Source organism: Streptomyces sp. NPDC044704 (assembly GCF_056433525.1).
Window position 1 is genome coordinate 350,545 of sequence record NZ_JBWKGY010000002.1, and the last position, 18,623, is coordinate 369,167.

Genomic DNA, 18,623 nt, shown 5'->3' on the forward strand with positions numbered 1-18,623 from the left:
CGGGCCGGGCGGCCGAGCGGGAGGCGGGCCATGGACGCAGCTCCGTACGAGGGTGCCGACCCCGGCCTGTACGGGCCGGACTCCGTCACCTGGCAGTGCCACGGCGACCCCGTCATGTGGATCGCCGGGGTCCGCGCCCTCTACCTCCAGGCCCTGCACCCCCGCGCGGTGCGCGGAGTCCTGGCGAACAGCGCCTTCGAGCGGGACGCCTGGGGCCGGCTGCTGCGCACCGCCGACTTCGTCGGCACCCTCACCTACGGCACCAGCGAGGCCGCCGAAGCGGCCGGAGCCCGGGTCCGCGCCATCCACCGCCGGCTCTCCGCCACCGATCCCGCCACCGGGGAACGCTTCCCCGTCGACGACCCCGCCCTGCTGCTCTGGGTGCACTGCGCCCAGATCGACAGCTTCCTCCACGTCCTGCTCCGCTCCGGGACCCCCCTCACCCCCGCCCAGGCCGACCGCTACGTGGACGAGAACCGGGTCAACGCCCGCCTGGTCGGCCTCGACCCCGAGGAGGTCCCGGCGGACAGGGCCGCCCTCGCCGCGTACTTCGAGGGCGTGCGCCCCGAGCTGACCGCGGGCCCCGACGCCCGGGCCGTCGACGACTTCCTGCGCGCGCCGCCCGTCCACCCCCTCCTCGTCCCTGGCCGAAACCTGCTGTGGAGCCCGCTCGCCGCACTCGCCTACGGCTCCCTCCCGGCCTGGGCGCACGCGCTCTACGGCAGACCCGCCCCGCCCCCGCGCACCACCACCCGGCGCCTGCGCCTCACCGGCCACATCCTGCGCAGCATTCCCGCAGGTCTGCGGTGGCAGCTGCCGCCAGGTCACATCTTGAAAGCGATGCGCCGACTGGGCCCCGGGACCCGCCCCTCGGCGTACACACTGCGTACATCAGCGGCCATACTGGACCGGCCGGGGAGGGCGTGGCACGACGACGGGGGCGGCTTCAAGACATGGCGGAGTCCAGACTGATCCAGGGCCGGTACCGGTCGCTCGATCTGATCGGGCGCGGGGGCATGGGCGAGGTGTGGCGCGCCCGCGACGAGTCGCTGGGCCGGCAGGTCGCCGTCAAGTGCCTCAAGCCGGTCGGGCACGACCAGGACGCCCACTTCACCCAGGTCCTGCGCGAGCGCTTCCGGCGCGAAGCGCGCGTCGCCGCCTCGCTCCAGCACCGCGGCGTCACCGTCGTGCACGACTTCGGCGACGACAGCGCGGCGGGCGGCCCCCTCTACCTGGTCATGGAACTGCTGGAGGGCCGCAACCTCAGCCAGCTGATGGAGGACAACGAGGCACGCCCCCTGCCCGTCGACGTGGTCCTCGACATCGCCGAACAGATGGCCGCCGCCCTCGGCTACACCCACGACCAGGGCGTCGTCCACCGCGACCTCAAGCCCGCCAACATCATGCGGCTCACGGACGGCACGGTGAAGATCTGCGACTTCGGCATCGCCCGCCTCGCCCACGACATCGGCTTCACCGCCAAACTCACCGGCGGCGGCATGGCCATGGGCACCCCCCACTACATGTCGCCCGAGCAGATCGCCGGCGGCGAGGTCGACCACCGCAGCGACCTCTACTCCCTCGGCTGCGTCCTCTACGAGATCGCCACCGGCGCACCGCCCTTCGACCTCGGCGACTCCTGGTCCGTCCTGGTCGGCCACCGCGACACCGCGCCCGTCCCGCTGCGCGAACACCGCCCCGAGCTGCCCGGCCACTTCGAGGAACTGGTCCTCGACCTGCTGGCCAAGCGCCCCGAGGACCGCCCGGGCGACGCCCGCCACCTGCACCGGCGCCTGGTCGAGGCCCGCTTCGGCCCGGCCGGCCCGCCGGCCTCCCGGGCGCCGCTGCCCGCGTGGGCCAAGGGCATGACCGCCGGCCGCAAGGCCGGCACCGACGCCCGGCCCGCCAGCGGCGAGTGGGCCGTCCTCACCGGCTCCTGGACCGCCGCCCGCCCCGCCGGACGGACCGCGTACGGCTCCGGGGAGCAGCGCATCCTGCGGCCCGACGCCGCCGAGGACCCCCGGCTGACCGGCATGTACGCCCTGCCGCGCACCCCGCTGCCCGAGCCGGGCGACCCGGGGCACCCCGACGCGCTCGCCGCCGGGCACACCCGCGCGTTCGCCCTCAGCCGGGCCGGCCGCAACGAGGAGGCCCTCGCCGTGTACGCGGCCGTGGCCCGGGGCCGGGCCGGGGTGCTGGGCCCCGACCACCCCGACACCCTCGCCGCCCGCCAGGAGGAGGCGTACGAACTGGGGCGCCTGCGGCGCCACCGCGAGGCCTACGAGGTCTACGGCTCCGTACTCGCCGCCCGGGCCCGCACCATCGGCCCGCGCCACCCCGACACCCTGCGCTGCCGGCACAACCTCGCCTGCGCCCTGGGCGCCCTCGGCCGGCACGCCGACGCGTACGCCGCCGCCGCGGAGGTCGCCGCCGACCGCGCCGCCGTCCTCGGCGCCGAGCACGTCGACACCCTGCTCACCCGCTACGAGGCCGCCTACGCCCTCGGTCGGCTCGGCCGCTGGGAGGAGGCGCTCACCGGCTTCCGCCAGGTCGCCGCCGCCCGCGAACGCGTCCTCGGCCGCGACCACCCCGACGCCCTGGCCGCCCGCTACGAGACCGGCATCGCCCTCGGCCGCACCGGCCGCGCCGCCGAAGCCGTCGACGTGTTCCGGGCCCTGGCCGCCGACCGCACCCGGGCCTACGGCGCCGCCGACCCGGAGACCCTGCGCGCCCGCCACGTCCTCGGCGTCAACCTCGGCCGCCTCGACCGCTGGGAGGAAGCCGTCGCCGAGGCCCGCGAGGTGGGCGCGGCCCGCGCCGCCACCCTGGGCGCGGAACACCCCGACACCCTGGTCAGCCGCCGCGAACTCGCCGTCGGACTGGGCCGGCTGGGCCGCTGGGACGAGGCCCTGCCCCTCTACCGGGAACTGTCCGGCATCCGCGAACGCTCCCTCGGCGACGACCACCCCGACACGGCCCTGGCCCACGCCGACGAGGCACACTGTCTGGAGCGGCTCGGCCAGGTGTGTTACCAAGAGCCATGACAGCCAACACGGGCTCCCGGGGTTTCGCGCACGACGTGTACGACGCGGTGATCGTCGGCGGAGGCCACAACGGCCTCGTCGCCGCCGCCTACCTGGCCCGGGCCGGCCGCTCGGTGCTGGTCCTGGAGAGACTCGGGCACACCGGCGGCGCCGCCGTCTCCACCCGCCCCTTCGTGGGGCTCGACGCCCGCCTGTCGCGCTACTCGTACCTGGTCTCCCTGCTCCCCGCGAAGATCGTCCGCGACCTCGGCCTGCGGTTCGCGGTGCGCCGCCGCACGGTGTCCTCGTACACCCCCGTCGAGCGCGGGGGCCGCGCGGGCGGCCTCCTCGTCGGCGGCGGAGAGGACCGTACCCGGGAGTCCTTCGCCCGGCTGACCGGCTCGGACCGGGAGTACGAGCGCTGGCGCGCCTTCTACGGGACCACCGCCGAGGTCGCCCGGAAGGTCTTCCCCACCCTCACCGAGCCGCTGCCCACGCGCGAGGAACTGCGGGCCCGCGTAGGGGACGACGAGGCCTGGCGGACGTTCTTCGAAGAGCCGCTGGGCCGGGCCGTCGAGGACCACTTCGACGACGACCTGGTGCGCGGCGTGGTCCTGACCGACGGACTCATCGGCACCTTCGCCGACGCCCACGACCCCTCCCTCGCCCAGAACCGCTGCTTCCTCTACCACGTCATCGGCGGCGGCACCGGCGACTGGGACGTGCCCGTCGGCGGCATGGGCGCGCTCACCGACGCCCTGGCCGGCGCGGCCCGGGCCGCCGGGGCGGAGATCGTCACCGGCCATGAGGCGCTGCGCATCCACCCGGACGGCACCGCCCCCGCGGAGGTCTCCTTCCGCACGGAGGCGGGAGAGGGCAGCGTCACCGCCCGCACCGTCCTGGTCAACGCCTCGCCCCGGGCCCTGGCCGAACTCCTCGGCGAGGACCCCGGCGCCGCTCCCGCCCCGGAGGGCGCCCAGCTGAAGGTCAACATGCTGCTGAGCCGCCTGCCCCGGCTCCGGGACACCTCCGTGGACCCCCGCGAGGCCTTCGGGGGCACCTTCCACATCGCCGAGGGCTACGAGCAGCTGCGCCGCGCCCACGCGGAGGCCGCCGCCGGCGAACTGCCCTCCGTACCGCCCTCGGAGATCTACTGCCACTCCCTGACCGACCCCTCGATCCTGGGCGCGGACCTGGTGGAGCAGGGCTACCAGACGCTCACCCTGTTCGGCCTGCACACCCCGGCCCGGCTGTTCGAGAAGGACAACCGGCAGGCCCGCGAGGTCCTGCTGACCGCCACCCTGGCCCAGCTGGACGCGCACCTGGCCGAACCGCTCACCGACTGCCTGGCCTTCGACGCCGACGGCCGGCCCTGCATCGAGGCCAAGACCCCCGTCGACCTGGAACGCGAACTGCGCCTGCCCGGCGGCCACATCTTCCACCGCGACCTGTCCTGGCCGTACGCGGACGCCGCGACGCCGGGCCGCTGGGGCGTGGAGACCGCCCACCCCACCGTCCTGCTGTGCGGAGCCGGCGCGGCACGCGGCGGCGGAGTCAGCGGCATCCCGGGCCACAACGCGGCGATGGCGGTACTGGGCCGCTGAACCGGGAGGGGCTACTCGGCCGGTTCGATGACGACGACCGGGATCTCGCGGTCCGTCTTGGCCTGGTACTCGTCGTACGCGGGCCAGTGCCCGACCATGACCGGCCAGAACGCGGCGCGCTCCGCCGGCGTCGCGGTGCGGGCCGTGCCCTGGAAGACCTTCGGGCCGACCTGCACGCGGACCTCGGGGTGTTCGGTCAGGTTCCGGTACCAGAGCGGGTGCGCCGCGTCGCCGCCCTTGGAGGCGACGACCAGGTAACGGCCCCCGTCCTCACCGTAGATGAGGGGGGTCCGCACGGGCTTGCCGGAGACCCGGCCGAGGGTGGTGAGCAGGAGGGTCTGGGTGCCGTTCCACTCCCGGCCCTGCGCACCGTTCGAGCCCACGTACAGCTTGACGTGGTCCAGCTGCCAGGTGCCTTCCCGGGGGTCGGTCGGGTGGTCCCAGTCGATGTCGGTGGTCATACGGCTTCGCCTGCCTTCGTGTTGAACGGTCAACCGTCTCGACAACGACCGCCGATGCCCCCGGGCACGCTCCTCAGGCCGCGCGTCCGGCAGGGACGCCCGGGAGGGTGAACCCCTCGAAGAGGTCGTCCAGGGCCCGCCGCGCGGCGCGGGCCGGCGTCGCCCGGACGGCGAGGTCGCGGGCGGCCACGGCCAGCGGGTGGGTGAGGCCCGCGACGCGGCCCGCGCGGCGGGCACGGACCCGGATGGCGTCGGTACGGGCGAGGCGGGCCCGGGTGTAGGCGGCGAGGGCCTCCGGCACCGGCCGCCCGTCCAGCAGGTGGGCCAGGACGACGGCGTCCTCGACGGCCTGGCAGCCGCCCTGCCCCAGGTTGGGGGTCATGGCGTGCGCGGCGTCGCCGACCCAGGCGACGCGGCCGTGGTGCAGGCGGGGGAGCGGGGCGGCCAGGTCGTACAGGTCGTGCTGGAGCACCGTCGCGGGGTCGATCCGCTCCAGGAGGGCCGGGATCGGATGGTGCCAGGTGCCGTGGTGCCGCAGGAGTTCGGTGCGGACGTCCGCGGGCCGGTAGCCGGCGGGCACGACGGCGGTGGCGTAGAGGTAGGTCCGGCCGTCGGCCAGCGGGACCGTCCCGAAGCGGCGGCCGCGGCCCCAGGTCTCGGCCGCCTCGGTGGGGGCGGCGCCCGCCGGGAGCACGGTGCGCCAGGCGGTCTCCCCGCTGTACCGCAGGCCGGGGTGGCCGGGGAAGTACCGGCGGCGCAGCGGGCTGTGGATGCCGTCGGCGGCGATCACCACGTCGGCGGTGAACTCCCCGGACGCGGTACGGACCACCGGGCGGCCCCCGGCCTCCTCCACGCCCGTGACGTCCGCCCCGTACCGCAGGGCGCCCCCGGGGAGGCCCGCGGCCAGGGCGGCGGCGAGGTCGGAGCGGTGCACGGCGAGCGGCGGCCGGCCGTAACGCGCGACCAGGCCGGCGGTGTCGGCGCGGCTGAGCCAGGCGCCCGTCGGCCGGCGCAGCCCCATCCCGGCGGGGACGGCGCCGCCCGCCGCCCGGGTCGCGTCGAACCCGATGGCGTCGAAGGCGCGCAGGGCGTTGGGGGCGAGGACGATGCCCGCCCCGAGGGCGGCCGGCCCGTCGGCCCGTTCGCAGACGGTGACCCGCCAGCCGCGGCGGTGCAGCGCGAGGGCGGCGGTGAGGCCGCCGATCCCGCCCCCGGCGATGACGGCGTGGCGTGGGCGTTCCGGCATGGCACGGCCTCCTGCTGCTCGACGGTCCCCGGAGCCTCTACATCCGTAGAGCCCGATGCCCTCACTCTACAGCTGTAGAGTGAGGGCATGTCCACCCCCGACGACGCCCCACCGCCCGCCCCGGACCGCAGGACCCTGATCGCGGACACCGCGATCGGCCTGGTGGCCGCGGGCGGACTGCGGAGCCTCACGCACCGCGCCGTCGACGGCGCCGCGGCGCTGCCGGCGGGCAGCACCTCGTACTACTTCCGGACGCGGACGGCGCTGATCGGCGCCTGCTACCGGCGGCTCGCCGAGCTGGACCTGCACGACCTCGACGGGGACGCCCCGCCCGTACCGCCCGACCGGGACACCGCGGCGCGAGCCCTCGGCGCGCTGCTCCACCGCTGGCTCACCGAGGGCCGCGAGCGCCAGCTGGCCCGTTTCGAACTCAGCCTGGAGGCCGCCCGGAACCCGGAACTGGAGCCCGAACTGCACCGGGCGGGCCTGCACGCCCGGGCCCGCGCGGCCGCCCTCCTCGCGGCCCTGGGCGCCCCCCGGCCGCAGGAGGCCGCCGAACTCGTCGCCGCCTGGACCGACGGCCTGCTCTACGACCGTCTCGCCGGCTCCCTGGCCCGCTCCCGCCCCGTCCCGGACCCGGCCGAACTGACGGCCACCGTCCGGCGCATGCTCGACGCGGTCCTCGCGCCGTAACCGACCGGGCAGCAGGGGACCGCGCCGTGGCGGGCCGTGTCGGACCGCGCCGTGGCGGCTCGGGCCGTAGGGCATCGGGCCCGTCTACGATCCCGCCATGATCGCTGAACTGCAGTGCGTGGCCCTCGACTGTCCCGACCCGCTGCGCCTCGCCGAGTTCTACGCGGCGCTCCTGGGCGGCGCCGTCAACCAGCCGGACCGGCGCTGGGAGGTGGACGCGGACTGGGCCACCCTGCACACCCCCACCGGGACGGTCCTCGCCTTCCAGCGGGTCGCCGGCCACCGGCCCCCCGCCTGGCCCGACCCCGCCCGCCCGCAGCAGTACCACATGGACCTCGGCGTTCCCGATCTCGACCGGGTACGGGAACAGGTGCTCGCCCTCGGGGCGACGCTCCTCGACACGAGCCACGACGCGGAAGGCTGGCACGTGTACGCCGACCCGGCCGGCCACCCCTTCTGCCTGGTCCGCGCCTGAGGTCCGGCCGGTCTATGTGCCCGGAAGGGCGCCGCGGTCCGCGTCCGCGCCGACGTGGAGGACCGCGTCCGCCGCGCCCAGGGTCTCCCGGTCGAGCGGCGCGTAGCCCTGCTGCGGGGTGGTGTCCGTACGGGTGCGGGCGGGACCGGCGGCGTCCGCCGGGACGAGGCCCCACCCGGTGACGCGGCGTTGCAGCAGGCCCTCGTGGGTGTCCGGCCGGGGTTCGGGAAGCCCGATCGCCTCGCTGCGGCCGAGGCCGCCGGCGACGTAGGCGTACCGCTCGCCCAGCAGGGACCCCACGATGGCGCCGGCGCCCGACCACGCGAGGTCCGTCTCCGGCAACGGCCACTTGCTCGGGTTCCGCTGGAGGTGGAGGTTGTGGGCGAAGACCAGCGTCGCACCGCGTCCGGCCTCGACGTTGCGGACGGCGAGGAGGTTGCGGGCCATGAGCGCGTCCCGGGTGGCCAGTTGCCGCGAGAACCGTTCCGTCCGGTCTCCCGGCCGGGCCGACTCCCGGTGGTAGCGCAGCAGCCCGAGCCCGGTGGTGAGGTGCGCCTCGGCCCGGAACCAGGCGGCGCGCGAGGTCGCCGGGACCAGCTCCGCCGCGCGCGCGTGGAGGGAGTCGAGCATGTCGTAGGCGACCGACCGCAGTCTCTCGGCCCCGGCCGTCGCGCCCATGGACGCGGCCGGATCCAGGACGGCCTCCGGGCGGCTCCACCGCTCGTCGTCTCCGGCGAGGGCCGCCAGGTCGGTGTCGAGGCCCAGGTAGTCGCGCGCGTGCGCGAGGTAGGGGCGGGGGCTGGGCGCGCCGGTCATCTCCGTCGGTACGTCGAAACCGTGGAAGGCCAGCCGTTCCCGCGCGGGGCGGTCCTCGTTGTGGGCGCGCATCCAGGCGATCAGCTGCCTGTTGGCGTCCAGCTCGCCGAGGCCGTGCGAGAAGCCCGTGTCCATCGCGGAGTCGAGGGTGCCCGCGCCGTTCCGGACGAAGTCGTCCACGGCGAGCGCGGTGACGCGGTCGGTCTCCAGGGCGATCGACCGGAAGCCGTGGCCGGCCAGCTGCGCGAACAGCGCGTTGCGGATCCACGCGAAGGCGCGCGCCCGGTGCGTCGGCTCGCCCAGCGCCAGCAGTTCACACGACGGGGTCACGAAGTCTCGGATGTCCTGAGTCATGTGCCACAAGCGTATCCTTGAAAGCCCGGTGGAGACTTTTCCTGCATCCGCCGCCTATTAGGGCCGGAAACTCTCAAAGAGGAGGGAACCCTGAGGCCCGCTGACCTCGCGCGCGAGCACGGCATCTCGACCCAGGCGGTCCGCAACTACGAACGCGACGGGTACCTCCCGCCCGCCGACCGCACGCCCAGCGGCTACCGGGTCTACACCGCGGTCCACGCGGCGGCCCTGCGCGCGTACCTCTCGCTCGTTCCGGCCTACGGACGCGCCGCCGCCGGACAGATCATGAAGGCGCTCCACGACGGCGCCCCCGACGAAGCCCTCACCGTCATCGACCGCGGCCACGAACGGCTGCTCCGCGACCGCGAGACGCTCGACGCGGTGGAACGGGCCCTGGACCACCTCACGGCGGCGGGGCCGGGAACCGCACCGGAGCCCCGGACCGGTCCGGCCGGTCCGGCCGGTCCCGGCACCCGGACCATCGGGGTCCTCGCGCACCGACTCGGCGTCACCCCGGCCACCTTGCGCACCTGGGAACGCCTCGGCATCCTCACCCCCGCCCGCGACCCGGCCACCGGGTACCGGGTCTACCGCGCCGGGGACGTACGGGACGCCGAGCTCGCCCACCTGCTGCGACGCGGGGGCCACCCGCTGGACCACATCTCCACCGTGGTCCGGCAGGTCAGAACGGCCGGCGGCACCGAAGCCCTGTCCGCCGCCCTGACCGACCGGCGGCGCGCGCTCACCGCCCGGGGCCGCGCCATGCTCGACGCGGCGACGAGGCTCGCCCCCTACCTGGAACGCCTCGACACCTAGTCCGCCGAGCGGGTCCAGCCGACGGCTTCGATGCGGGCCGCGTCCGCGGGGCGGTCCTCGGCGAAGAGCAGGCGGGCCGGTTCGGCCACGCGCAGGACGTCCACGTACACCCCGCGTCCGACGTAGCGGCCGGTGGCCCCGTGGCGGAAGCGGAGCCGGACCTCGCGGCCCGGGCGGGCGGGCAGGGCGGCCTCCAGGCGGTGCCAGATGCGGCCCGACCAGCCGCCGGCGGAGCCCCGCGGCCACTGCTCGGGGGTGCCGCCCGTGGTCCGTACCGTGCTGAACGGGAGCGGCTCCCAGCCCGTCCCGTCCTCGGAGACCTCCAGGTGGAACGCGCCCTCGCCCGGCACCGTGTCCCACCACACGGCGCAGCGCAGCCGGGCGTTCGCGGTGGCGGGGGTCAGCGGCGGGAGCGTGAGGGTGCCCGAGCCGCCGGTCTCCATGCCGGAGTACCAGGCCGCGCCGCCGTGCCTGGTACGGACGGGCACGGCCCGGGCGAAGCGGTTGCCGACGGCGACGCGGGGCGCGCTGCCCGCCCGCCACGTCCGCACGGGGTGGACGGAGTTGCCGAGCAGGATCAGGAAGGAGTCGGTGGACGGGTCCAGGACGAGGGAGGTGCCGGTGAAGCCCGTGTGCCCGGCGGAGTGCGGGGTGGCCATGGCGCCCATGTACCAGTGCTGGTACAGCTCGAACCCGAGGCCGTGGTCGTCGCCCGGGAAGGCGGTGTTGTAGTCGGTGAAGAGCAGTTCGACGGAGGCCGGGCGCAGGATGCGCCTGCCCGCGTAGACCCCGCCGTCGAGCAGGGTGCGGGCCAGGACGGCCAGGTCCCAGGCCGTGCCGAACACTCCCGCGTGGCCGGCGACCCCGCCCAGGGCGTGGGCGTTCTCGTCGTGGACCTCGCCCCACACCAGCCCCCGGTCCAGCCCCGACCAGGGCGGACGCTGCACTTCCGTCGCGGCGGTGACCCGGCGCCAGGAGAGCGGCGGGTTGTAGCGCGTGCGGTGCATCCCGAGCGGAGCGGTGATCTCGTCGTGGAGCAGGGCGTCCAGAGTGCGGCCGGTGATCCGTTCCAGGAGCAGCTGGAGCGCGATGAGGTTGAGGTCGGAGTACCGGTACACCGTCCCCGGGGTCTCCTGCGGGCGCACCGACCACAGCAGGCGCAACCGCCCCTCACGGGTGGGTTCCTGGTAGAAGGGCGCCCACGAGCGCAGCCCCGAGGTGTGCGTGAGGAGCTGCCGGACCGTCACCGACTCCTTGCCGCCGCCGGTGAACTCCGGCAGGTAACGGTCCACCGTCGCCTCCAGCTCCAGCCGGCCCCGCTCCATCTGCTGCACGGCCAGGATGGAGGTGAACAGCTTGCTCAGGGAGGCCAGGTCGAAGACGGTGTCCTCGGCCATCGCGATCCGCTCGGCGGCCGGGAACTCCCGGGGCCGGTCGGTCCGTCCGTCGTAGTCCGCGTACCGGACCGCGTCACCCACGGCCCGGTGGAGGGCGATCGTGCGGCCCCGTCCGGCGAGGACCACCGCCCCCGCGTAGTAGGGGTGTTCGGGGGAGGGGCCGAGGAAGCGCCGGGCCTCGTCCACGACGCCTTCGAGGTGCTTCTCCAGCAACCCGGCCTGGCGGGCCGACCCGTAGCGCAGCCGCAGGCCCTGCAACGCGCGCCGCTCGGCCGGGTTACCCGCGGCCCCGGCCCCCGCGCCCGGCAGTGCGGCGTGCAGGACGAGGACCCCGCCCAGTGCCAGCAGCCGCGCCCCGAGCCGCCGCCGGCTCAGCCCGCCGCCCCGGGCCGCGACCGTCTCCCGCCCGGCCGCCGCATCCGCTTCCGCGGTCGTACCCGTACCGCCCATGTCGGCCCTCCTGTCCCTGCCCGCGCACGCTACTGGGTATCTGCCCGCCCGCCCCGCACCCTCCGCACCGACCGGCCCCCAAAGAATCTGACACAGCATCAGAAAATCTCTTCCCTCGGCCGCCGCCCTGCGGCATCCTCACGCCCATGGAGACGGAGCTGAGCAAGAAACTGGGAGTCGAGCACGCCCTCTTCGGCTTCACGCCCTTCCCCGCGGTCGCCGCGGCCATCACCCGCGCGGGCGGCTTCGGCGTGCTCGGCGCGGTCCGCTACACCGCCCCCGACGACCTCAAACGCGACCTCGACTGGATGCAGGCGCACACCGACGGCAAGCCGTACGGTCTCGACGTCGTCATGCCGGCCAAGAAGGCCGTCGACGGCATCTCCGAGGCCGACATCGAGGCGATGATCCCGGCCGCGCACCGCGAGTTCGTCCGCGACACCCTCGCCAAGCACCACGTACCCGAACTGGCCGAGGGCGAGGCCTCCGGCTGGCGGATCACCGGCTGGATGGAGCAGGTCGCCCGCAACCAGCTCGACGTCGCCTTCGACTACCCGATCAAACTCCTGGCGAACGCCCTCGGTTCCCCGCCCGCCGACGTCATCCGCCGCGCCCACGACCACGGCGTCCTCGTCGCCGCCCTCGCGGGCAGCGCGAAGCACGCCCGCCGGCACGCCGACGCCGGCATCGACATCGTCGTCGCCCAGGGCTACGAGGCCGGCGGCCACACCGGCGACATCGCCACCATGGTCCTCGTCCCCGAGATCGTCGAGGCCGTCGCCCCGCTCCCGGTGCTGGCCGCCGGCGGCATCGGCAGCGGCGAACAGATCGCCGCCGCCCTCGCCCTCGGCGCCGAGGGCGCCTGGCTGGGCTCCCTCTGGCTCACCACCACCGAGGCCGACCTGCACTCCCGCGCCCTCACCGCGAAGCTCCTCGCCGCGGGCTCCGGCGACACCGTCCGCTCCCGCGCCCTCACCGGCAAGCCGGCCCGCCAGCTGCGCACCGAGTGGACCGACGCCTGGGACGACCCGGACGGCCCCGGAGCGCTCCCCATGCCGCTCCAGGGCCTGCTCGTGGCCGAGGCCGTCTCCCGGATCCAGAAGTACGAGGTCCAGCCGCTGCTCGGCACCCCCGTCGGGCAGATCGTCGGCCGGATGAACGAGGAACGCGGCGTCCAGGCCGTCTTCGACGACCTCACCAGCGGCTTCGAGCGCGCCATCGACCGCATCAACCGCATCGCGGGCCGGGCCTGAGGCGCGCGGTCCCGAGAGGAGTGGGCAGCAGCATGAGCGACGGACAACCCCCCAACGGCTTCTGGGCCCAGGCGGCCGCGGACCCCGGCCGCACCGCACTGATCACCCCCGAGGGCGAGGAGTGGAGCGCGGCCCGGCTGCACGCCGACGTCAACCGGCTCGTCCACGGGCTGCGCGCGGCGGGCCTGGAGGAGGGCGACGCCTTCGCCGTCGTCCTCCCCAACGGCGTCGAGTTCTTCACCGCCTACCTCGCCGCCTCCCAGGCCGGGTTCTACCTGGTGCCGGTCAACCACCACCTCGTCGGCCCCGAGATCGCCTGGATCGTCTCCGACTCCGGCGCCAAGGTCCTCATCGCCCACGAGCGCTTCGCGCGGGCCGCCACCGACGCGGCCGACGAGGCGGGACTGCCGGGGAGCCACCGCTTCGCCGTCGGAGCCGTCGAGGGCTTCCGCCCGTACGCCGAACTCCTCGACGGACAGCCCGACTCGCCGCCCCCCGGGCGCACCCTCGGCTGGGTGATGAACTACACCTCCGGCACGACGGGCCGCCCCCGCGGCATCCGCCGGCCACTGCCCGGCAAGCTCCCGGAGGAGACGTACCTCGGCGGCTTCCTCGGCATCTTCGGGATCCGGCCCTTCGACGGCAACGTCCACCTCGTCTGCTCGCCGCTCTACCACACCGCCGTGCTCCAGTTCGCCGGGGCTTCCCTGCACATCGGGCACCCGCTGGTCCTGATGGACAAGTGGACGCCGCAGGAGATGCTGCGCCTCATCGACGCGCACGCCTGCACGCACACCCACATGGTCCCCACCCAGTTCCACCGCCTCCTCGCGCTCCCGCAGGAGGTCAAGGACGCCTACGACGTCTCCTCGATGCGGCACGCCATCCACGGCGCCGCACCCTGCCCCGACCACGTCAAGCGGGCGATGATCGACTGGTGGGGCCGCTGCGTGGAGGAGTACTACGCGGCGAGCGAGGGCGGCGGCGCCTTCGCCACCGCCGAGGACTGGCTCAAGCGGCCGGGAACGGTCGGCAGGGCCTGGCCGATCAGCGAACTCGCCGTCTTCGACGACGACGGCAACCGGCTGCCGCCCGGCGAACTGGGCACCGTCTACATCAAGATGAACACCGGCGGCTTCAGCTACCACAAGGACGAGGACAAGACGAAGAAGAACCGCATCGGGGACTTCTTCACCGTCGGCGACCTCGGCCTGCTCGACGAGGAGGGCTACCTCTTCCTCCGCGACCGCAAGATCGACATGATCATCTCCGGCGGGGTGAACATCTACCCCGCCGAGATCGAGTCGGCCCTCCTCACCCACCCGGCCGTCGCGGACGCCGCCGCGTTCGGCATCCCGCACGAGTCCTGGGGCGAGGAGGTCAAGGCGGTCATCGAGCCCGCCGAGGGCTTCGCGGCCGGGGACGCGCTGGCCGCCGAGATCCTGCACCACTGCGAACGCCGGCTCGCCGGCTACAAGCGCCCCAAGTCGGTCGACTTCATCGAGACCATGCCCCGCGACCCCAACGGCAAGCTGTACAAGCGCCGGCTGCGCGACCCCTACTGGGAGGGCCGCGAACGCGCCCTGTGACCGGGGGCGGTCCGGCCCGGCCGGCTCCGCCTACACCCCGACGGCCCCGTCGATCCGCTCCCGCAGCAGGTCGGCGTGGCCGTTGTGCCGCGCGTACTCCTCGACCATGTGGATCAGCACCCAGCGCAGCGACACCGTCCCGCGCCACCCGTCGTACCCCTCGACGTCCAGCCCCGGGGCCCGCTCGGTGAACCGTTCCGCGAAGGCCACCTCCTCGCGCCAGGCCCCCCACGCCTCCGCCACGGCCCCGGGCCCTTCCCGCACGCCCTCGAAGTCCCCGTCCGGATCCGCCGCGGAGGAGAAGCGCGGCCCGACGTCCTCACCGGCCAGCACCTGCCGGAACCAGCGGCGCTCCACATCGGCGAGGTGGCGCACCAGGCCGAGCAGCGACAGCGTCGACGGCTCCACGGAACGCCGGGACAGCTCCGCCCCGAGCCCGGCGCACTTCAGCTCCAGGGTCGCGCGCTGCGCGGCGAGCACGCCGGCCAGCAGCGGCCGTTCCTCCCCGGTCGCCGGGAAGGTGAACCGGGGGTCGTCCCCGGCGCCGGTGAACAGTCCCGCTCGTCTCCGCACGCTCTCCATCCCGGGATCATGGACCGGCCGGGAGTTCCCGCGGAAGCCCCCGGCGGCCGGCGATGCCCGCCACGCCCGGAGTTTCCGTGAGAAGTGCCACGTCAGGGCCCCTGATCCGCGCCGCACACCGCACCCGGGGAACAGTTCTGGCAACTTGGCACATATGAGTACGGCAACCCACAGATCCCCCCTGACCGACTGGACCGTCCTGGTCCCCGTGGTGGCGCTGGTCGCGCTCGTCTTCAGCTGGGGACGTGACCTGCCCGGACTCGCGGTGGTCCTGGTCTCCCTCTGCCTGGCCGGCGCGGTCCTGGCGGCCGTCCACCACGCCGAGGTCGTCGCCCTGCGCGTCGGTGAACCCTTCGGCTCCCTCGTCCTCGCGGTCGCCGTCACCGTCATCGAAGTGGCGCTCATCGTCACCCTGATGGCCGACGGCGGGCCCAAGACCTCCTCCCTCGCCCGGGACACCGTCTTCGCCGCCGTCATGATCACGTGCAACGGCATCGTCGGCCTGTCGCTGCTCGTGGGGGCCCTGCGCAACCGGGTCGCCGTGTTCAACGCGGAGGGCTCCGGCGCGGCCCTGGCCACCGTCGCCACCCTCGCCACGCTCAGCCTGGTCCTGCCGACCTTCACCACCAGCAAGCCCGGCCCCGAGTTCTCCACCGCCCAGCTGGCCTTCGCCGCCGTCGCCTCGCTCGCCCTCTACGGTCTGTTCATCGCCGTCCAGACGGTCCGTCACCGGGACTACTTCCTGCCCGTGGACACCAAGCGCATCCGCAAGGAAGCCGCTCGGGCGGCCGCGGCGGCGGCCGCCGGAGAGGACGACGACCACGCGGAACCGCCCACCACCCGGGCCGCCCTCATCAGCCTCGGCCTGCTGTTCGTCGCCCTCGTCGCCGTCGTGGGCAACGCCAAGGCCGTCTCCCCGACCATCGAGAAGGGCGTCGCCGACGCGGGCCTGCCCAACGCCGTCGTCGGCGTCATCATCGCCCTGCTCGTGCTGCTGCCCGAGACCCTGGCCGCCGTCCGCGCCGCCCGCCGCGACCGCGTCCAGACCAGCCTCAACCTGGCCTACGGCTCGGCCATCGCCAGCATCGGCCTGACCATCCCGGCCATCGCCCTCGCCTCGATCTGGCTCTCCGGGCCGCTGATGCTCGGCCTCGGCCCGATCCACATGGTGCTGCTCGCCCTCACCGTGGTCGTCGGCGCCCTCACGATCGTGCCGGGCCGCGCGACGCTGCTCCAGGGCGGCGTGCACATCGTCCTGCTGGCGGCCTACCTGTTCCTCGCCGTGAGCCCGTGAGCCCGTGAGCCCGTGACGCCGTGCATCCGTGAGCCCGTGATCCGTCCGGTGGGCCGGGGGGCCGCCCCGGCCCACCGGACGGTCGGCGACCGCGGTCAGCGCCGCTCGCGCGGCCAGACCACCTTCAGCCGCGGCGAGGCGAGGATGTCCCGCTCGCAGAACCGCGAGGTCACCCAGCGCTCCTGGGAGAACAGCCGGGTCTGGTCGGCGTGGAACGGCGATTCGGGGTTCGCCGACTGGCCGTACGTCAGCAGCGTGCGCGCCACCGGGCACTTCCCGCCGTCCCAGCCGACCGCCTGCATGTGGCTGGAGCCGTGCGTGACCTCCGGGTAGCCGCCGGCCGCCGCGCTCCACGGCGCCTCGATCTTGTTCCAGACGCCGAGCGCCTCCGAGCCGCCGCCCACCGGCAGCTTCTCCCCGCCGCGCACCACGAACTGGTGCTCGCCCAGCGGGGCGTCCAGCGCGATCCCGGCCGCCCGCAGTTCGGCGACCGTGTCCGCGAGGGCCCGGCCGATGCCGGGGGCCGCCTGGTTGAGCGTACGGGGCGTACGGACCGGGTCGGCCGCCGAGAACGGCACCAGCCACAGGTCCTTGGCCGCCGTGGACGCGCTCAGCCTCCGCCAGAAGCGGTCGAACAGCAGGGCCCCGCGGCTCGTGGAGTCGGCCGTACGGTCCCACGCCGCCAGCACCCCGCAGGCCGCCGAGACGTCCACCGCCGTACCGTCGCTCCCGGCCGCCGTACCGCCGGGCAGGGCCGCGCACGCCTTCGCCGCGTCGGCTGCCGCCAGGTCACCGGCCGGGACCCGGTTCGCGTACTGCTGCCGCTCCAGGTCGCGGACCGTCAGCCGCCCCCGCGCGGCCATCGCCGACACGTCCTCGACGGCGCCGCGGGTGCGCAGCGAACGCGGCGTCCCGACGTTGCCCCAGACCCGCTCGTAGCCCGTCAGCGGCCGGTCCGCGTTGGCCAGCCAGGCACTGTCGTTGGAGTTCTCCGCGTACGGGGCGCCCCGCAGCGTCGGAGCCCTGCCCGGGCCGAACACCCCGGGCTGTACCGCGTCCGGGTCGGTGCCGGGCGCGCAGTCCCCGCGCGAACCGTCCAGCACCGCCAGCCCCGAGGCGGGGTACGTGGCCCGGCCGAGCGGGGTCGAGCAGCGGGCGGCGAGCTCGTCCGTGATCCGGGGCAGCACCTGGGACTGGGTGAACAGGGTGTCGCCCGCCGCGTCGGCGGCGACCGTGTTCACCCAGGGCAGGCCCTGGGTGCGCTTCAGGGCGTCCTGGATCCCGGCGACCGAGCGGGACTTGCCCATCGCCAGCGCGGTGTCGGAACCGCGCAGGTTCGCCGCGTTGGGGTCCGCCAGCGCGTAGGCGGTCGTGGCCGTCCACGGCAGGGGCAGGGTCGGGCCGAGGTTCGAGACCACCGGCCCGAAACGGGTCCACCACTGGCTGCGGACGACCGGAGCCCCGCCGCCCGCCACCGGGACGCCGACCTTGCGCTCCGTCATCCGCTCCGGCTTGCCGTCGACGAGGTAGACCGTCGGGTCGGCCGGGTCGAGGGCGAGCTGGTGCAGGTTCACGGGCGTGCCGGTGGCCACCGTGTGGCTCCAGGCGACCTTGTCGTTGAAGCCGATGTTCACCACGGCGGTGCCGAGCAGGGAGCCGCCCGATACGTTCAGCTCGCCCGGGATGGTCTGCTGGGACTGCCAGAACCGCCGCCCGCCCTGCCACGGGTAGTGCGGGTTGCCGAGGAGCAGGCCCCGGCCGTTCGCCGTCGTCGCGCCGGCGAAGGCCACCGCGTTGGATCCCATGTCGTAGCGGGTGGTGTCGAACAGCTGCCGCGCGGCCTCGGCGGCCGCTCCCGGATCCGCGGCCGCGGGCGGCGCCGTCCCCGCGCCCGGTGCGGGTGGCCGCGCAGACGTGATCCCGTCGACTCCGCGTCCCTGACCGCCCAGGACCGACACCGCGAAGCCCCGCGCCGCCACGTCGGTGACCGTGACCGGCCGCACCCAGGCGGCCCCCTTGCACGCCGGGTCGGTGATCCTGTTCTGGGCCAGCCAGGCGTTGTACCCGGCGGCCCAGCCCCGCATGAGCTCGCGCACGTCCTTGCCGGGACCGGCCGGAGCGGGCGTGGCCAGCAGCTTCTCGACCGTTCCGGCGTCCCGCACGCCCTTGAAGTACAGGTCGCTGGAGAGGTTCTTCGTGGCCGAGGAGAGCGAGAAGTCGGGCGCCGCGTCCGGGCCGAACCAGCGCGAGCGTTCCCCGGCCACGGTCAGGAACCCGTCGGCGAGGACGCACACCTGGTCGGCGGCCTGCGCCCAGCCGGTGCCGAACCCGAGGTGCGCGTAGTCCCGGGCGAGGATGTGCGGGATGCCGTTCTCGGTGTACCGGATGACCGCCGACAGGCCCCCGCCCGAGGGACCGGAACCCGTGTCGGGACCGGTGGCGGAACCCGTGGCGGCGCCGGCCTGCGGCGCCGCGGCCGTCGCCGCGAGCAACGCGGCCGCGGTGACGGCGATGCGGCGCAGGAGCGGGCCGGTACGGCGGTGACCGTCCGATGAGCGCAAACTGACCCC

The 18,623-nt window shown here is 75.0% G+C and carries 15 protein-coding genes and 1 pseudogene; 10 read left to right on the top strand and 6 right to left on the bottom strand.

Annotation, left to right across the window (positions count from 1 at the left end; genetic code table 11):
• Positions 1-30: 30 nt before the first annotated feature.
• The 3 genes from AC07B0_RS05960 to AC07B0_RS05970 are packed head-to-tail and all read left to right on the top strand — an operon-like array spanning position 31 to position 4,627.
• Entirely contained in the window at positions 31-972 is a 942-nt protein-coding gene (locus tag AC07B0_RS05960) for an oxygenase MpaB family protein (protein WP_478896938.1), read from the top strand.
• Complete coding sequence (locus tag AC07B0_RS05965; RefSeq protein ID WP_478896940.1) at positions 954-3,044, top strand: serine/threonine-protein kinase; 2,091 nt, start codon at positions 954-956, stop codon at positions 3,042-3,044. Before AC07B0_RS05960 ends, AC07B0_RS05965 begins: the two co-directional genes overlap by 19 nt.
• Positions 3,041-4,627, top strand: a complete 1,587-nt coding sequence (locus AC07B0_RS05970) for a phytoene desaturase family protein (protein WP_469377407.1) — start codon at positions 3,041-3,043, stop codon at positions 4,625-4,627. The genes AC07B0_RS05965 and AC07B0_RS05970 overlap by 4 nt, the downstream gene beginning before the upstream one ends.
• 11 nt (positions 4,628-4,638) lie before the next feature.
• Here AC07B0_RS05970 and AC07B0_RS05975 read toward each other — a convergent pair whose 3' ends face one another.
• Complete coding sequence (locus tag AC07B0_RS05975; protein WP_469377405.1) at positions 4,639-5,088, bottom strand: nitroreductase family deazaflavin-dependent oxidoreductase; 450 nt, start codon at positions 5,086-5,088, stop codon at positions 4,639-4,641.
• A 73-nt stretch (positions 5,089-5,161) separates the two neighbouring features.
• A complete protein-coding gene (locus AC07B0_RS05980; protein ID WP_467292447.1) occupies positions 5,162-6,334 on the bottom strand; it encodes an FAD-dependent monooxygenase in 1,173 nt (390 codons plus the stop codon).
• 87 nt (positions 6,335-6,421) lie between these two features.
• Between AC07B0_RS05980 and AC07B0_RS05985 the strand changes: the two genes are divergently transcribed.
• Positions 6,422-7,027 carry a TetR/AcrR family transcriptional regulator gene (locus AC07B0_RS05985; RefSeq protein WP_467292449.1) on the top strand — a complete coding sequence of 202 codons (606 nt, stop codon included), beginning with the start codon at positions 6,422-6,424 and terminating at the stop codon, positions 7,025-7,027.
• A gap of 97 nt (positions 7,028-7,124) precedes the next feature.
• Positions 7,125-7,502, top strand: a complete 378-nt coding sequence (locus AC07B0_RS05990; protein ID WP_356870585.1) for a VOC family protein — start codon at positions 7,125-7,127, stop codon at positions 7,500-7,502.
• Between the two features lie 12 nt (positions 7,503-7,514).
• Here AC07B0_RS05990 and AC07B0_RS05995 read toward each other — a convergent pair whose 3' ends face one another.
• A complete protein-coding gene (locus tag AC07B0_RS05995) occupies positions 7,515-8,672 on the bottom strand; it encodes an erythromycin esterase family protein (protein WP_478896943.1) in 1,158 nt (385 codons plus the stop codon).
• A gap of 90 nt (positions 8,673-8,762) precedes the next feature.
• Between AC07B0_RS05995 and AC07B0_RS06000 the strand changes: the two are divergent.
• Positions 8,763-8,900 (top strand): annotated as a pseudogene (locus AC07B0_RS06000) (MerR family DNA-binding transcriptional regulator); the annotation flags it as partial.
• 57 nt (positions 8,901-8,957) lie between these two features.
• Complete coding sequence (locus tag AC07B0_RS06005) at positions 8,958-9,488, top strand: TioE family transcriptional regulator (protein WP_478896945.1); 531 nt, start codon at positions 8,958-8,960, stop codon at positions 9,486-9,488.
• Here the strand turns inward: AC07B0_RS06005 and AC07B0_RS06010 are convergent.
• On the bottom strand, positions 9,485-11,335 hold the full coding sequence (locus tag AC07B0_RS06010; protein WP_478896947.1) for a serine hydrolase domain-containing protein: 1,851 nt from the start codon (positions 11,333-11,335) through the stop codon (positions 9,485-9,487). The two genes, AC07B0_RS06005 and AC07B0_RS06010, sit on opposite strands and share 4 nt — an antisense overlap.
• Before the next feature lie 146 nt (positions 11,336-11,481).
• Between AC07B0_RS06010 and AC07B0_RS06015 the strand changes: the two genes are divergently transcribed.
• Together AC07B0_RS06015 and AC07B0_RS06020 are read left to right on the top strand one after the other, a co-directional pair.
• Positions 11,482-12,588, top strand: a complete 1,107-nt coding sequence (locus AC07B0_RS06015) for a nitronate monooxygenase (RefSeq protein WP_478896949.1) — start codon at positions 11,482-11,484, stop codon at positions 12,586-12,588.
• Between the two features lie 32 nt (positions 12,589-12,620).
• Positions 12,621-14,177 carry an acyl-CoA synthetase gene (locus AC07B0_RS06020; protein ID WP_356870593.1) on the top strand — a complete coding sequence of 519 codons (1,557 nt, stop codon included), beginning with the start codon at positions 12,621-12,623 and terminating at the stop codon, positions 14,175-14,177.
• A gap of 30 nt (positions 14,178-14,207) precedes the next feature.
• Here the strand turns inward: AC07B0_RS06020 and AC07B0_RS06025 are convergent, their stop codons facing one another.
• The gene (locus AC07B0_RS06025; RefSeq protein WP_356870595.1) at positions 14,208-14,759 is read right to left on the bottom strand and encodes a DinB family protein; all 552 of its coding nucleotides are present in this window, start codon (positions 14,757-14,759) and stop codon (positions 14,208-14,210) included.
• A gap of 154 nt (positions 14,760-14,913) precedes the next feature.
• Between AC07B0_RS06025 and AC07B0_RS06030 the strand changes: the two genes are divergently transcribed.
• Positions 14,914-16,053, top strand: coding sequence for a calcium:cation antiporter (locus tag AC07B0_RS06030; RefSeq protein WP_356870597.1), 1,140 nt, complete (start codon positions 14,914-14,916; stop codon positions 16,051-16,053).
• A gap of 95 nt (positions 16,054-16,148) precedes the next feature.
• Here the strand turns inward: AC07B0_RS06030 and AC07B0_RS06035 are convergent, their stop codons facing one another.
• Complete coding sequence (locus AC07B0_RS06035; RefSeq protein WP_478897243.1) at positions 16,149-18,575, bottom strand: penicillin acylase family protein; 2,427 nt, start codon at positions 18,573-18,575, stop codon at positions 16,149-16,151.
• Positions 18,576-18,623 lie beyond the last annotated feature (48 nt).

What these genes read in the sequence shown, in the direction of transcription:
- AC07B0_RS05965 (WP_478896940.1), top strand. Translation starts at nt 954, where the DNA reads ATGGCGGAGTCCAGACTGATCCAGGGCCGGTACCGGTCGCTCGATCTG.
- AC07B0_RS06020 (WP_356870593.1), top strand. Translation starts at nt 12,621, where the DNA reads ATGAGCGACGGACAACCCCCCAACGGCTTCTGGGCCCAGGCGGCCGCG.
- AC07B0_RS06015 (WP_478896949.1), top strand. Translation starts at nt 11,482, where the DNA reads ATGGAGACGGAGCTGAGCAAGAAACTGGGAGTCGAGCACGCCCTCTTC.
- AC07B0_RS06005 (WP_478896945.1), top strand. Translation starts at nt 8,958, where the DNA reads ATGAAGGCGCTCCACGACGGCGCCCCCGACGAAGCCCTCACCGTCATC.
- AC07B0_RS05975 (WP_469377405.1), bottom strand. Translation starts at nt 5,088, where the DNA reads ATGACCACCGACATCGACTGGGACCACCCGACCGACCCCCGGGAAGGC.
- AC07B0_RS06010 (WP_478896947.1), bottom strand. Translation starts at nt 11,335, where the DNA reads ATGGGCGGTACGGGTACGACCGCGGAAGCGGATGCGGCGGCCGGGCGG.
- AC07B0_RS06025 (WP_356870595.1), bottom strand. Translation starts at nt 14,759, where the DNA reads ATGGAGAGCGTGCGGAGACGAGCGGGACTGTTCACCGGCGCCGGGGAC.
- AC07B0_RS05980 (WP_467292447.1), bottom strand. Translation starts at nt 6,334, where the DNA reads ATGCCGGAACGCCCACGCCACGCCGTCATCGCCGGGGGCGGGATCGGC.
- AC07B0_RS05995 (WP_478896943.1), bottom strand. Translation starts at nt 8,672, where the DNA reads ATGACTCAGGACATCCGAGACTTCGTGACCCCGTCGTGTGAACTGCTG.
- AC07B0_RS06030 (WP_356870597.1), top strand. Translation starts at nt 14,914, where the DNA reads ATGAGTACGGCAACCCACAGATCCCCCCTGACCGACTGGACCGTCCTG.
- AC07B0_RS05970 (WP_469377407.1), top strand. Translation starts at nt 3,041, where the DNA reads ATGACAGCCAACACGGGCTCCCGGGGTTTCGCGCACGACGTGTACGAC.
- AC07B0_RS05985 (WP_467292449.1), top strand. Translation starts at nt 6,422, where the DNA reads ATGTCCACCCCCGACGACGCCCCACCGCCCGCCCCGGACCGCAGGACC.
- AC07B0_RS05960 (WP_478896938.1), top strand. Translation starts at nt 31, where the DNA reads ATGGACGCAGCTCCGTACGAGGGTGCCGACCCCGGCCTGTACGGGCCG.
- AC07B0_RS05990 (WP_356870585.1), top strand. Translation starts at nt 7,125, where the DNA reads ATGATCGCTGAACTGCAGTGCGTGGCCCTCGACTGTCCCGACCCGCTG.